Source organism: Roseobacter sinensis, assembly GCF_025755255.1.
GTDB classification, from domain to species: domain Bacteria; phylum Pseudomonadota; class Alphaproteobacteria; order Rhodobacterales; family Rhodobacteraceae; genus Roseobacter; species Roseobacter sinensis.
In genome coordinates this window covers 1-1,378 of sequence record NZ_JALIEB010000057.1, presented here as the reverse complement: position 1 = coordinate 1,378, position 1,378 = coordinate 1, and the positions used below count along the sequence as shown (strand labels likewise).

Genomic DNA, 1,378 nt, shown 5'->3' with positions numbered 1-1,378 from the left:
TGGGTAATCGGGCTGACCGGATAGTTGGGTCAGGTTCTTGATAGGGTTGCAGGGTGTTTCTGCAATTTGAGGAGAACGAAATGGATTACTATGTTGGTTTGGACGTGTCGCTTAGGTCTGTGGCTGTCTGTGTGGTTGACGCTGATGGCAAACACATCTTCGAGCGCTCTGTCGCTTGCGAGATTGAGGATATCGCGGCCTGCCTGCGGGATGTGCCCGCCGGTCGATTTAGGGTTGGATTTGAGTCCGGCGCGATGAGCCAGCATCTTTACTATGGCCTGCGGGCCTCCGGTTTTGATGTTGTCTGCATGGAAGCGCGCCAGGTGAATGCCGCGCTATCAGCAATGCGTAACAAGACCGACAAGACGGACGCTCGCGGTATCGCCCAAGTCTTGCGGTCCGGATGGTTTGGCAGGGTCTTCATCAAAAGCCGGGCAGCCCATGCTCATAGGGCGCTTCTGAGCAGCAGAAAGGCAGTTCAGAAGAAATGCATCGACTTAGCCAATGAAGTCCGCGGCCTGTTCAGGATCTTTGGATTGCGTTTGCCCTCCCGCGTAGATCAGGGATCTTTCGATGATCGCGTCCGACCACTGGTCGAGGCTGATCCTGATTTGTCTCATGCACTTTTGCCACTGCTGGATGCGCGGGCTGTGCTGTACAGAACCTACCGTGAACTAGATCGCCGTGTGAAGCAGGCGGCAAGTCATGACGAGATATGTCTGCGCTTTATGGAGATCCCCGGCGTTGGCCCTATTGCGGCCCTGACATTCCGCACGGCAGTCGATGATCCAGCGCGGTTCACCAGTTCTCGAACAGTGGCTGCACATTTTGGGTTAACACCTCGACGATACCAGTCTGGAGAGATGGACAGTCCAGGCCGCATCTCGAAGGCTGGTGACAGCGACGTCCGTGCCACGCTGTATGCCGCAGCAAATGCGATGATGATGCGCGCCGTTGCGAGTTCGGAGATCAAGAGCTGGGGCCTGCGCTTGATGCGTCGAAAAGGTCGTCGTCGTGCGGTCGTCGCCGTTGCCAGAAAACTGGCCGTCATCATGCATCGCATGTGGGCCGACAACACCGAGTTCCGTCATGGGAAAGTGGAGGGCACCGTATGATCTGACCCGACCAAAAACCAATGACGGGATCGTCCCTCACCGGACGAGGTCTGTGGATGACGCCGAAAAAGCTCACTGCGCAACTTGAAGCGCGAGACTAAGCGGGGCGCTCCACGTCCATTTCGGACACATGCATGCAGCGGCTCAACCGAACCGGGCAACCAGTGACTGCGAAAAGAAGTGTGACCCGGATGAGAGACAACGATCCCTACAAGACGGAAAACAAATGATGAAATGAACTTGACCCCAACGCCCGATTAGAG

Annotated in this window: 1 protein-coding gene; it reads left to right on the top strand. The window is 56.2% G+C overall.

The features are described from left to right. Positions 1 to 80 precede the first annotated feature (80 nt). Positions 81 to 1,115, top strand: a complete 1,035-nt coding sequence (locus MUB52_RS23850; RefSeq protein ID WP_263846656.1) for an IS110 family RNA-guided transposase — start codon at positions 81 to 83, stop codon at positions 1,113 to 1,115. Positions 1,116 to 1,378 lie beyond the last annotated feature (263 nt).